We start from the raw sequence: 11915 nt of genomic DNA, 5'->3' as shown, positions 1-11915 counted from the left end.
TTAGTACAGAACCGTCATTTCGTGCCCGGATGGGGCGTGGGGTAATCGCGGTTGATGTCCACCGGGCTGGCATACGGGCCATCCCACAACTGCGCATGCAGTTGCTCGATACGCGCGGCCATGGCCGGGTTGCGCATCACCACTTCCAGGTTGCGCGACTTGTCCAGGTAGCCGCCCAGCCAGTTGCTGGTGCCGACCCAGGCCACCTGCCCGTCAACTTCCAGGGTCTTGGTATGGATCACCCGAGCATACGGGATGAAGCCCTGCGACGCCTGGGGCAAGGTGACGATACGCACCTGCACGTTGGGCAGTATCGCCAGGCTTTTCAGGTAGGCCAGTTCCGGCGGCGCGGTGTTCCAGTCCGAGACCATCAGTTTCACCAGCACACCGCGCGCCGCAGCAGCGCGCAGGGCGTTGTCGATCACGGCGTAGTACGGCCGGGTGTTGTCGGGGCCATAGGACAGCGGTGCGTAATCCAGCAATTGCACGCGGATCTCTTTCTTCGCTTCCGCCAGCAGGCGCGGCAGTTCCTGCTCCGAATCGCCGACGCCGGGCGGGTTGTAGCGGGCGGGGCTGGCGACCAGATAGTTACTCGTGCGCGGCGCGGGCTGGCCTGCGGCTGGCAGGGGCACGGGCTGGCCCTGGCTCAAGGCCTGTTCGGCGTGCCAGTCCTGATCGAAGATGGCCTGCACCTGGGCGGCCATCGGCGCGTCGCTGATCAGCAGACCGGTTTCGTGAATATGCTCCAGCGAGCGCCAGTCGAAGTTCTGGCTGCCGACGAACGCCCGCACGCCGTCCACCACCATGAACTTGGCGTGGATGATGCCGTTGCCGGTCAACTTGGCGTACGGCAGCACCGCAATGCTCAGGTTGGGGATAGCCCGCAGACGCGCCAGGGTGGCCGGGTCGGACAGTTTCTGACCTTTGTCTTCCAGCAGGAAGCGGATCTTGACCCCGCGCTTGCCGGCGGCTTCCAGATGCTGCAGCACCTGCTCCATCACCGAGCCTGGGTGGTCGACCGCATAGAACTGTTCGATGTCGATGCTGTGCCGGGCGCCGTCGAACAGCTGCATCCACACCGGGCCCGGGCTGCGCAGGTCGGGGGTGGCCAGGGTGGTGTCGACGGGGGCGGTGTGGATCAGTTCGAAGCCGGGGATGGCGAAGTCGGCGTGGGCCTGGGGGATTGCAAACAGCAGCGCGAGTGCGCCCAGGTAGTGCTTGAACATGGTGACTCCCAGTTATCGATATACCTGTGGGACCGGGCGAAGCTCGGGAAAAAGGCGCTGCGGTGTAGCAGTTGAAGCCAAGCGCGCCCTTCCCGAGCTTCGCTCGGTCCCACAAGTCCCGCAGGTCCAACAGTTGGCTCACCAGAAATTATGCGGTGCGGTAGCGGGTGGCCTCGGGTTCCAGCAGGTCGCTTTCAGCCACGGTGCGCGCCCCCATGGCGGCGCGGATCAGCAGCATTTTCAGCTGCTCATTGATGCGCTCCTGGCGGTCCTGGAACAGGTTGTGGAAGACGATGCAGAACAGCGCGATGGCAATGCCCAAACCCGTGGCATACAAGGCCGTGCCGATACCGGCCGAGATCTGCCCCGGGTCCGACACACCGGCGCTGGCCAGGGCCTTGAAGGTGTCGATGATGCCCAGGATGGTACCCAGCAGCCCCAGCAGCGGCGCCGCCGTGGTGATGGTCTCGATGATCCACAGGCTGCGCGCCAACGGTGCACGGGTGTGCAGGTACTGGCTGTCGATCACATCGTCCAGGTCCTTGCGGGTGCCGATCGAGGCTTTCTGCTTGAGTACTGCGGTCACCATCTCCAGCGGCAGGCTGTTGCGCGCCGTCAGTTCGGCTGGCAGTTCACGCGGCGCGGCGTTGCCGGACATGGCGGCCAGCAGGCGCGCGGCCTGCTTGCGCACGTAGGCGAAATACACCGAGCGCTCGATGATGATGAACACGGCGATCGCCAGGGCGCCGTACATCACATAGAACGTGATGTCGTGCATGAGGTTGGTATTCATGAGGTCTGCTCCACAGGGTCGAAATCAGAAATTGGCTTCCAGCGCCACGGTCACCGTGCGCTCCACGCCGACGATGTAGGCCGGGTCGCCGTCGCGGTAGCCGCCGTAGGTGGCCGAGTTGGTCTTCACCGTGTACACGCCGTCCAGGTACTTCTTGTCGAACAGGTTGTCGACGTTCAGGCGCAGGGTGGCGTCCTTGAAGAAGCGATGGTCCACCGGCAGGTGCACACCGGCGCCCAGGTTGAACACTGTGCGGCCGGGGATGCTTTCGTCGTTGGTCAGGTCGCCGTAGATCTTGCTGGTGTACTTGCCGCCGAAGGTGCCGTAGTAGTGGCCGTCGTCGTAGCCGATGTTGGCGGCCAGCATGTTGCGCGGCACGTTGGCGAACTGTTTGCCAGCGGTGGGCAGGGTCACCGCCACGCCGTTGTTGTAGGCCGTCATGTCGTCCTTCTGCTCGGCCTTGGTGTAGGTGTACGAGGTGTAGTAGTTGAAGTTGTGCGGCAGCAGGCCGCTCCAGGCCAGCTCCAGGCCGGAGTTGTCCACCTGGCCCACGTTGATGTCGGCGTAGTCGCCGTTTTCATCCTTGGACGACACCTGGCGGTTCTCGAACTTCATGTAGAACAGGCTGGCCGACAGGCTCATGTTGGGCTGCTGGTAGCGCCAGCCCAGCTCGTGGTTCCAGCTGGTCTCGGGCTTGAGGTCGATGGAAGTTTCGTTGGCGTCGTACAGCACGTAGTTCTGCGGGATGCGCATGTTGCGCGACAGGCTGTAGAACAGCTGGTTGTCTTCGTTGAGCTGATACTTGATGCCGATGTTGGGCAGGAACTTGTTGTAAGTCTGCTCGCGCTTTTCCTCCGCTTCAGTGAGGCTGCCCAGGTTGTGGCCCTTGCGCTCCACGTTCATGAACGACAGGCCGCCGATCAGCGTCCAGTCCGGGGTCAGGTACCAAGTGTCCTGGGCCCAGACCTTCTGCGCCGGGGTCTCGGTGTAGCGGTTGCGGCCCTGCACCTTGTTGCCGTTGGCGTCCACCACGTAGTCGCTGTCGGCCCAGATATCATCCGGCTTGCCGGCGGAATTGATGCTGACGAAGGGTTGGGTCTGACGCTGGCGGGCGTCTTCGAACCAGTAGCCGAATTGCAGGCTGTGGTCGCCCAGGTCCCAGTTCAGTTTGGTGGTGATGCCGGGGCGCCAGGTCTGGGTCAGCGAGGAGCGGTAATACACGCCGCTGTTGCTGGTGCCGTCGGCGTTGTACTGGGCTGCCGTGGACAGGTTGCTCAGGTCATACACGCCGCTGGTGCTGGAGCCGCTGTTTAGCGCGTAGCTGGAACTGCCCACGCCACCGCCGTTGCCGTAGTAGTAATACGGGATCACCGACAGCGACAGGTTGTCGGCCAGCTTGAAGTTGGTGTTGAGCACCGCGGTGAAGGTTTCGAACGGGTTCAGCGCCAGGCCGTAGTAGCTGGTGATCTTGCCGCTGCTGTTCTTGGCGGCCACCGACGGGTACGGGTCGTAGTCACGGCCGTACTGGGTGAACTGCGACTTGGTCAGCTGGCTGTAGCTGTTGTTTTCCTGCTTGTGGTACTTGAGGATCAGGTTGGCGGTGTTGCCGTCGCCGGCGTCGAAGAAGCTGTTCCACTCCACCTTGTCAGCCCGCACGGCGCCGTCACCGCGCCATTTCTGGCCTTCCTCGTGGGACATCGACAGCCAGTTGCTCAGGCCGTTGACCTCGCCGGTGTTGACCCGTGCAAAGGTCTTGTAGGTGCTGTTGCTGCCCACGGTCTGCTTGACGAACACCCCGGTTTCCTTGGTGGGGCGGATCGTGACGATGCCGATGTTGCCGCCGCTGGAGCCGATGTGCGGGCCGTCGGACTCGGACGCGCCCTGGGTGACGAAAATCTGGTCGATGTTTTCCGGGTCGCCCAGCAGGTTGGAGTACAGCGCATAGTTGCCCGAGTCGTTGATGGGCATGCCGTCCACCGACATGCCCACCTGGTCGGAGTTCATGCCACGCATGGTGAACTTGAAGCCCGACAGGCCGGTGCTGTCTTCACTGGCGATGTTCAGGCCCGGCACGTACTTGAGCTTGTCGATGGCGTTGCCGGTGGCGGTCTGCTTGTCCAGGGCTTCCTTGGTCACGGTGGAGCGCGACTTGGGCGCCTCCTCCTGCACCATGTAACCGGCACCGACACTGGCCTTGCCCTCCACGCCAATGGTGCCCACGTCCGAATCACTGGTGTCGGCGTAGGCGGCGCCGTGGGCCATGCCGGCAGCGATCACGGCCAGCCGAATCTTGCTATACCTCATTGCTTGCTCCTTTGCGCTCGGTGCTTATTGCACGCTGTAGTTAAAAGTGGCGGTAAAACGCTGTTGGCTGCGCCCGCCAAAGGCTTGCTCGGGGAACGGCTTGACTTGCTTGATGCGTCGCAGGCTGGTGCTGGCCGCGCGGTTGAGCAGCATGCTCGAGGCCTGGGTCTGGATGCCGGAGTCCAGGACGTTGCCGGCCCGGTCCACCAACAGCCACACCACCACCTCACCCGTGGGGCGTTCCAGCGCCGCCTGGCGGCTGGTGGGGTATTGCTTGAAGCGGTCGATATCGCCGCGCAGGCCCTGCAGGTAGCCGCCTTCCAGGGCCTGGCTGTCGACCTTGGGCGGCGCGGGTGCAGGTGCTGGGGCCGGTGGCGCTGCAGCGACGGCAGGGGCTGGGGATGCCGTAGGTGCGGTGACGGGCTGAGCCTTCGGCGCCGCCTTGGCCACCGGTTTGGCGGTGGGTTTGGGCGGCACCGGCTTAGGCGGCACGGGCTTGGGCACCGGCTTGGGCGGTGGTGGCAGGGCCGCTTCCTCGTCTTCCACCACGGGCGGTGGCGGCGGTGTTTCCACCACCGGCTGGGGCGGTTGCTCAGGCTCGGGCTCCACCAGCGCCAGCTCAACGGCCGCCTCGTCGTAGGTAGGCTCGATTTTCAACGGCGCGGTGCGTACGCCGATCAGGATGATCACCAGCGCCGCCAGCGCCGGTGCCCCGCCCAGCCATTGGCGGGCGCGGTACAGGGCGTACAGGCTCATGATTTGCGCGTGGCGATGGACACGGACGTGAAACCACCGCCGCGCAGGGTGTCCATCACCTCCACCAGGCGCGCCACCTCCACGCCCTTGTCGCTGTTGACGATGATGGTGGTCTTGGCGTCCGGCTGTTGCGCCGCCTTGAGTGCCGGCACCAGGCCGTCGAGGGTCATGGCCTGGCCATCGAGCTGCAGCTGGCCGTCGATGCCCAGGGTCAGGATCGCCTTGTTCTGCGGCTTGAGCTGCTGGGCGTGGGCGGCGCTGGGCAGTTGCGTTTTCATGCCCAGCGCCGGAATCACGTTCAGGCTTACCAGCACGAAAAACACCAGCAAAAACATCATCACATCGATCATCGGGATCAGTTCGATGTGCGCCTTGCGCTTCTTTGGCTCGTCCCAGGTTCTCATGGGGCCCCCTCCGGTAAAGTTAGGGGCGCCAAGCTAGCAGCCGAAAATGACTGAGGGGTTACCTGTTTTTGACCGGTTGGCGGCAAGCGCAAGTCAGTCAGATGAAGCTTTAACTGTTCATTTTCTGTTCACCAAAATGCAACAGGGAGGATTCAGGATCCATGTTTTTTTGACCGAGGAGACAGGCTTTTCATGACCGCCCCCAGCCGTATCGACCTGCCCCGGCGCCGCCTGATCACCGCCGTCGGCGCGGGCATGGCACTGTCTATCCTGAGCCCTTTCGCCCGTAGCAGCGGTATCGAACAGCCCTTCACCCTGGGCGTGGCCAGTGGCGACCCGCTGCCGGATGGTTTCGTTATCTGGACCCGCCTGGCGCCCCAGCATCAGGTATTGAGCAGGCCGGTGGCGGTCCGTTGGATGGTGGCCAGCGACGCGGCCATGACCCGCATTGTGCGCAGCGGCCATGTGCAGGCCGACGCCCGCCTTGCCCACTCGGTGCATGTAGAAGTGACAGGCCTGCAACCGGCCCGGCCCTACTGGTACCGCTTCGAGGCGCTGGGCGAACAGAGCGCCATCGGCCGGGCGATCACCGCGCCGGTGCAGATGGCCGCAGCGCTGAACATGGGCTTTGTCTCGTGCTCGCACTGGGAGCGCGGCTACTTCAGCGCCTACCGTCACCTGGCGGCAGAAAACCCCGACCTGGTGTTTTTCCTCGGCGATTACATCTACGAAAACTCCTACCCGGCCAGCAGCGGCAAGGTGGTGCGCGCCCACGCCATCCCCGAGGCCCGCGACCTGGACGGCTACCGCAACCGTTACACCCAGTACAAACGCGACCCCGACCTGCAGACGCTGCACGCCAGCGCACCCTGCGTGGTCACCTGGGACGACCACGAAGTGCAGAACGACTACGCCAACCGCTGGTCCCAGGACGCCGGCGTCGATCGGCAAGCGTTCCTCAAGCGCCGCGCCGCGGCCTACCAGGCCTTCTACGAACACATGCCGCTGCGCCGCAGCAGCCTGCCCCACGGCCCGGACATGCGCGTGTACCGCCGCCTGGAGTGGGGTCCACTGGCGCGCATCCATGTGCTGGACGGCCGCCAATACCGCACCGAACAACCCTGCGTGCTGCCCGACGGCCGCCACGGCGGCCACGTGGCCACCTGCACCGCCCTCAGCGACCCGCAGCGCACCATGCTCGGCTGGGAGCAGGAGAAGTGGCTGCGCGACGGCCTGCGCCAGTCCCGGGCCGGCTGGAACATCGTCGCCCAGGACCTGCTGATGGCGCCGCTGGACCAGCAAGACCCGCACACCCACGAATGGGGCCACTGGACCGATGGCTGGGACGGCTACGAAGCCACCCGCGACCGGGTGCTGGCCAACGTGCAACAGAGCGGCGCGCGCAACCCCGTGTTCTTTGGCGGCGATATCCACTCGTTCTGGACCACCGACCTGAAGGTGGGGGCCGAGGTGGTAGCCACGGAATTCGTGGGCACCTCGGTGACGTCTGATGGGCCACCGTACGAGGCGTTCAAGGCTGTACTACCGCGCAATCCGCATGTGCGGTTTTTTGATAGCCGGCCGCGCGGGTATGTGTCGGTGAGCGTGGATGCGCGGCGTATGGAGACGCGGTTTCAGGCGCTGTCCGATTGCCGTGACCCGGCGGCTACGGTGTCGACCTTGAAACGCTTTGTAGTCGAGGATGGCCGGCCTGGCGCGCAAGAGGGTTGATGCACCCAACCGGACTACCGCGTCGATGCCATCGCGAGCAAGCTTTGCTCCCACAGTGTTGAGCCGAATACAGGTGTAGGGCTCAACACTGTGGGAGCAAAGCTTGCTCGCGATGAGGCCAGTGAACATCACACAAGACCAGAGCGAACACGGATTTACGGTTAGCTTAGGTCAGTGCCTGGAAGCCTTCACGGATCTTGGCTTCCGGCAGATCATCGGCAATAAACACCATCACACTCTCGCGCACCTCACCCTCGGCCCACTCGGTGTCCCAGTCAAAGCCATACAGCTTCAACACGCCCTGGAACACCAGGCGGCGATCCTCACCTGCAATATTCAGCACGCCCTTGTAGCGCAACAACTGCCGCCCATGCTCCTCCAGCAACTGGTTCATGAAGTCGCTGAGGCGATCAATGTCCAGCGGCTTTTCGGTACGCAGCACCATGCTGCTGATACGGTCCAGGCTGTCGGCCGCCACCACCGGGCGCAGGTTTAGGCTGCCATTGAGGTTGAAACCGCGCACATCCAGCAACTCGGCCAGATCGATCTGGCCATGCTCCACCACCCGCACCGGGGCGCGGCGGTTGATGCGCGTCAGGCGCTGGCTCAGCGCTTCAAAGGCCTCGGCGCTGACCAGATCGGTCTTGCTCACCAACAGCCGGTCAGCGAAGCCCACCTGGGCCTGGGCGATGGTCTGGGCCAGGTGCACCTCGGCATTGGCGGCGTCCACCAGGGTGATGATGCCGTCGAGGATATAGCGCTCGCGCAGCTCCTCGTCGATGAAAAACGTCTGCGCCACGGGGGCAGGGTCGGCCAGGCCGGTGCACTCGATCACCAGGCGGTCAAACGCAATCTCGCCGCTGTCCAGACGTTCCAGCAGCAGGTACAGCGCCTTGGTCAGGTCGGTGTGGATGGTGCAGCACACACAACCGTTGGCCAGGGTCATGACCTGCACGGGGGCATCGCCCAGCAGCTGCGTGTCGATGCCCGCGTCGCTGAATTCGTTCTCGATGACGGCGATTTTCAGGCCGTGCTCGGCCTTGAGCAGGTGGCGCAGCAAGGTGGTCTTGCCAGCGCCCAGGAAGCCGCTGAGGATGGTGACGGGGATGGGGGAAGACAAATTACATTCTCCAGCATTTTCGGGGGGCTGAATGTGGGAGCGGGCTCTGCCCGCGAAGCAGGCACCGCGCACTGTCTGACGCTGCGCGGTGCCTGCTTCGCGGGCAGAGCCCGCTCCTACAAAAGACAATCATGCCCAGTTGCTGTCCGCAGGCATGATCGTTAAATCAACAACACTTCGGCCCGCCCTTGCCGCCGTAGCGGGCCTCCTGGCGTTCGCGGAAGAACGCCTCGTAGTCCATCACCGGCTTGTCCGGGTGTTTGGTCTGCATGTGCTCGACGTAGTTGTCATAGTCGGGCATGCCCACCATCAGGCGCGCAGCCTGCCCCAGGTATTTGCCCAGCCGGCTCAGGTCATTGAACATGTCTGCCTACCTCTGTGATCAAGCGCCGGGCACCGCCTGGAAAGGCGATTCCTTGTCGGTACGTTCCTTTTTGCCCCAGGCCGCGATGCTGACCTTGATGGCAAACAGCAGGATCGAAAACACCACCAGCAGGAACAACCCGGTCAGCGCCGCGTTGGTGTACGCGTTGAAGATCACGTGCTGCATCTGATTGATGTCCTTGGCCGGGGCAATGATCTGCCCGGCGTCCAGCGCGGTGCTGTACTTCTTGGCCAAAGCCAGGAAGCCCACCGCCGGGTTGGCGTCGAACAGCTTGATGAAGCCGGCCGTGGTGGTGCAGATCAGCAGCCACACCGCCGGAATCAGCGGCACCCAGATGTAGCGCTGGCGCTTCATCTTGATCAGCACGACCACGCCCAGCATCAGCGCGATACCGGCCAGCATCTGGTTGGAGATACCGAACAGCGGCCACAGGGTGTTGATGCCGCCCAGCGGGTCGACCACGCCCTGATACAGCAGCCAGCCCCACAGCGCCACGCAACCGGCGGTGCCGATGATGTTGGCCACCCACGACTCGGTACGCTTGAGCGAAGGCACGAACGAACCCAGCAAGTCCTGCAGCATGAAGCGCCCGGCACGGGTACCGGCGTCTACGGCGGTGAGGATAAACAGCGCCTCGAACAGGATCGCAAAGTGGTACCAGAACGCCATGGTGTTCTCACCCGGCAGCACCTGGTGCAGGATCTGCGCGATACCCACCGCCAGGGTCGGCGCGCCACCGGCGCGGGCCAGGATGGTGGTTTCGCCAATGTCGTGGGCCACGGCCTGCAGGGCATCCGGGGTAATCGCAAAGCCCCAGTTGCTGACCGCCGTTGCCACGGCCACCACATCGGTACCCACCACGGCGGGCGGGCTGTTCATGGCGAAGTACACGCCCGGCTCGATCACCGAGGCCGCGACCATGGCCATGATCGCCACGAACGACTCCATCAGCATGCCGCCGTAACCGATGTAACGGGCGTTGGTTTCATTATCCAGCAGCTTGGGCGTGGTGCCCGAAGAGATCAGCGCATGGAAGCCCGACACCGCGCCACAGGCAATGGTGATGAACAGGAACGGGAACAGGCCGCCCTTCCATACCGGCCCGGTGCCGTCGATGAACTGGGTCAGGGCCGGCATTTTCAGCTCTGGCATGGTCACCAGGATGCCGATGGCCAGGGCCACGATGGTGCCGATCTTCAGGAACGTCGACAGGTAGTCACGCGGTGCCAGCACCAGCCACACCGGCAGCACCGCAGCCACGAAGCCGTAGCCAATCAGCATCCAGGTAATCTGAATACCGGTGAAGGTAAACACCTTGGCCCACGCCGGATCAGCAGCAATCTGGCCCCCCAGCCAGATCGAGGCCAGCAGCAGAACCACGCCCACCACCGAAATCTCGCCAATGCGGCCCGGGCGGATGTAACGCATGTACACGCCCATGAACATCGCGATCGGGATGGTCGCCATCACCGTGAACATGCCCCACGGGCTGTCCGCCAGGGCCTTGACCACGATCAGCGCCAGCACCGCAAGGATGATGATCATGATCAGGAAGCAGCCAAACAGGGCGATGGTACCGGGGATGCGGCCCATCTCCTCGCGCACCATGTCACCCAGCGAGCGACCGTTGCGGCGGGTGGACATGAACAGCACCAGGAAGTCCTGCACCGCACCGGCCAGCACCACGCCGGCAATCAGCCACAGCGTGCCGGGCAAATAGCCCATCTGCGCGGCCAGCACCGGGCCCACCAGCGGCCCTGCGCCAGCGATGGCGGCAAAGTGGTGACCAAAAAGGATGTGTTTGTTGGTCGGCACATAGTCCAACCCGTCATTGTTGAGCACCGCCGGCGTGGCCCGGCGCGGGTCCAGCTGCATCACGGTATTGGCGATGAAGAGGCTGTAGTAACGATAGGCAACCAGATAGATAGCCACCGCCGCCACCACAATCCACAGTGCGTTGATCGGCTCGCCGCGGCGCAAGGCCACGACACCGAGCGCGCACGCTCCCAGTACTGCCACGATCAGCCATGGCAGATGGCGGAGCGGACTATTGTTGTTGTTCATTTTTTTTATTCCAACCAAGTGGATACGAAAGTCAGCCCTGCGAGTCTAGCGAGACTGTCGGGAAAGACCACCCCCAACATTGGTCTAGAGCCCTCATTTACAGGACGACCATCATTTTTATCCGCCCTTGAACGCCACTTGGCAAGCACCAGCAGACCAGTGAACACACAGCCAAAATACCGGTCGCAATAAGTAAGCCCCCCGCACAGGACCTACCCCATGCCCAAGGCCCCTTTTCCACCGCCGCTGCTGTACCTGACCTTCATTGCCGTGGCCATCGCCCTGAGCTACGCCCTGCCCCTGCCCGTGCCCGACACCAGTTGGACCCGCGCCACCGGCGTGGCCCTGATTCTCATCGGCCAGGGCCTGTCGTTCTGGGCCATGCTGCGCTTCAAACGCCAGGCCACCACCGCCAGCAACTTTGACGCCCCGGACGAACTGTTGCAAAGCGGCCCCTTCGCCCTGTCACGCAACCCGGTCAACCTGGGCGACACCCTGTCGTACGTCGGCATTGGCGTGATGCTCAGCAGCGTCTGGCCGTGGCTGCTGCTGCCCGCCCTGATCACCATCATGAACCGCGCCGTCATCCGTCCCGACGAAGCGCAGCTCGAACACCTGTTTGGCGACACCTATCGTCAATATTGTCGACGGGTTCGAAGATGGCTCTAAGACACTAGGCTATAGTCAGTGGACTCGCAGAGGGCCGCAGCCATGACCGATAACCACGACGAGCGCCGCCGTTTCAAGCGCGTGTCATTCGACGCCAAGACCCAGATCACCCAAGGCAACCGCACCTGGTCGGTGAAACTCATCGACCTGTCGCTACGCGGCGCCCTTATCCACAAGCCGGAAGACTGGGTGGTGGACCCCAAGCAGCACTTTCTGATCAACATCCACCTCACCGACCTGATCGAAGTGCAGATGGATGCCGAGCTGCGCCATGAAGAGCATGGGCACCTGGGGTTTGCGTGCCTGCATATCGGGTTGGAGGATATTGGGCACTTGCGGCGGATCATTGAGTTGAATCTGGGGGACATGGAGGAGTTGGAGCGGGAGTTGGGGGCGTTGGTGGAGGTTTGAGGGGGAAGCTGCTCCCGGGACTGTAGCCGCTGCCGCCAGGCTGCGCTGGCTC

General features: G+C 63.6%; 11 protein-coding genes. 3 read left to right on the top strand and 8 right to left on the bottom strand.

Features of this window, described 5'->3' with window-relative positions; genetic code table 11:
• Positions 1 to 14: 14 nt before the first annotated feature.
• The 5 genes from ACZ9GA_RS00700 to ACZ9GA_RS00680 all read right to left on the bottom strand — a co-directional run bounded on the left by ACZ9GA_RS00700 (position 15) and on the right by ACZ9GA_RS00680 (position 5483).
• Positions 15 to 1226 carry a phospholipase D-like domain-containing protein gene (locus ACZ9GA_RS00700; RefSeq protein ID WP_457357876.1) on the bottom strand — a complete coding sequence of 404 codons (1212 nt, stop codon included), beginning with the start codon at positions 1224 to 1226 and terminating at the stop codon, positions 15 to 17.
• A gap of 148 nt (positions 1227 to 1374) precedes the next feature.
• Positions 1375 to 2019 (bottom strand): MotA/TolQ/ExbB proton channel family protein, encoded by a 645-nt coding sequence (locus ACZ9GA_RS00695; protein WP_457357878.1) that lies wholly within the window; start codon positions 2017 to 2019, stop codon positions 1375 to 1377.
• A 24-nt stretch (positions 2020 to 2043) separates the two neighbouring features.
• Positions 2044 to 4323: a TonB-dependent receptor family protein gene (locus ACZ9GA_RS00690; RefSeq protein ID WP_457357880.1), complete on the bottom strand. Its 2280-nt coding sequence runs from the start codon at positions 4321 to 4323 to the stop codon at positions 2044 to 2046.
• 24 nt (positions 4324 to 4347) lie between these two features.
• A complete protein-coding gene (locus tag ACZ9GA_RS00685) occupies positions 4348 to 5073 on the bottom strand; it encodes an energy transducer TonB family protein (protein ID WP_457363601.1) in 726 nt (241 codons plus the stop codon).
• A 2-nt stretch (positions 5074 to 5075) separates the two neighbouring features.
• Complete coding sequence (locus tag ACZ9GA_RS00680; protein ID WP_027981185.1) at positions 5076 to 5483, bottom strand: ExbD/TolR family protein; 408 nt, start codon at positions 5481 to 5483, stop codon at positions 5076 to 5078.
• A 192-nt stretch (positions 5484 to 5675) separates the two neighbouring features.
• Between ACZ9GA_RS00680 and ACZ9GA_RS00675 the strand changes: the two genes are divergently transcribed.
• The gene (locus ACZ9GA_RS00675) at positions 5676 to 7214 is read left to right on the top strand and encodes an alkaline phosphatase D family protein (RefSeq protein WP_457357882.1); all 1539 of its coding nucleotides are present in this window, start codon (positions 5676 to 5678) and stop codon (positions 7212 to 7214) included.
• A gap of 166 nt (positions 7215 to 7380) precedes the next feature.
• On the opposite strand, the gene yjiA is transcribed toward ACZ9GA_RS00675, so the two are convergent.
• From yjiA to ACZ9GA_RS00660, 3 genes are all read right to left on the bottom strand, one after another.
• Positions 7381 to 8334 carry a GTPase gene (gene yjiA, locus ACZ9GA_RS00670; protein ID WP_457357884.1) on the bottom strand — a complete coding sequence of 318 codons (954 nt, stop codon included), beginning with the start codon at positions 8332 to 8334 and terminating at the stop codon, positions 7381 to 7383.
• Positions 8335 to 8500: 166 nt separating this feature from the next.
• Positions 8501 to 8698, bottom strand: coding sequence for a YbdD/YjiX family protein (locus ACZ9GA_RS00665; protein ID WP_008371622.1), 198 nt, complete (start codon positions 8696 to 8698; stop codon positions 8501 to 8503).
• 18 nt (positions 8699 to 8716) lie between these two features.
• Complete coding sequence (locus ACZ9GA_RS00660; RefSeq protein WP_457357885.1) at positions 8717 to 10783, bottom strand: carbon starvation CstA family protein; 2067 nt, start codon at positions 10781 to 10783, stop codon at positions 8717 to 8719.
• A gap of 219 nt (positions 10784 to 11002) precedes the next feature.
• On the opposite strand from ACZ9GA_RS00660, the gene ACZ9GA_RS00655 reads away from it, so the two are divergent.
• Together ACZ9GA_RS00655 and ACZ9GA_RS00650 are read left to right on the top strand one after the other, a co-directional pair.
• Positions 11003 to 11452, top strand: a complete 450-nt coding sequence (locus ACZ9GA_RS00655) for a methyltransferase family protein (RefSeq protein ID WP_457357887.1) — start codon at positions 11003 to 11005, stop codon at positions 11450 to 11452.
• Between the two features lie 42 nt (positions 11453 to 11494).
• Positions 11495 to 11863 carry a PilZ domain-containing protein gene (locus tag ACZ9GA_RS00650; protein WP_027981180.1) on the top strand — a complete coding sequence of 123 codons (369 nt, stop codon included), beginning with the start codon at positions 11495 to 11497 and terminating at the stop codon, positions 11861 to 11863.
• Positions 11864 to 11915 lie beyond the last annotated feature (52 nt).

This window comes from Pseudomonas sp. TE3644 (assembly GCF_056278815.1).
Note: the sequence above shows the minus strand (reverse complement) of the source record. Positions and strands in the feature narration are given on the sequence as shown.